We start from the raw sequence: 309 nt of genomic DNA, 5'->3' as shown, positions 1-309 counted from the left end.
GGACCGCGCTGTTGCTGAAGCTCAGCGTGAAGCGCCCCAGCAGCAGGGCCTGCGCCTCTGCGGCTGTGACGCTGAAGCTATACGCGGTGCCGCTGGCTAGCTTGAGCGTCTGGCCCGTGGCGGCGTCGCTGAGGTAGGCGTCGAGCCCGGTGGGTAGGTTCGTCAGCGCAGCGGCGCTCAGGGTGTAGGCGCCGGCGGCGGGCACGCCCACGGCCAGGGCGATGCGCGTGGCGGCCGTGAAGGCCGGCCGGCCGTCGATGCTCAGCGCCTCGCCCGTGGCCGAGCGGCTGCTCAGGTTCAGGCCCGTCG

General features: G+C 73.5%; 1 protein-coding gene. It reads right to left on the bottom strand.

The window, feature by feature from the left end:
* On the bottom strand, positions 1 to 309 hold a 309-nt coding region (locus GM79_RS25300; protein WP_035558562.1), incomplete at both ends, for a hypothetical protein.

This window comes from Hymenobacter sp. IS2118 (assembly GCF_000715495.1).
Taxonomy (GTDB): Bacteria; Bacteroidota; Bacteroidia; order Cytophagales; family Hymenobacteraceae; genus Hymenobacter.
The sequence above is the reverse complement of the archived record's forward strand: the minus strand, read 5'-3'. Positions and strand labels throughout refer to the sequence as shown.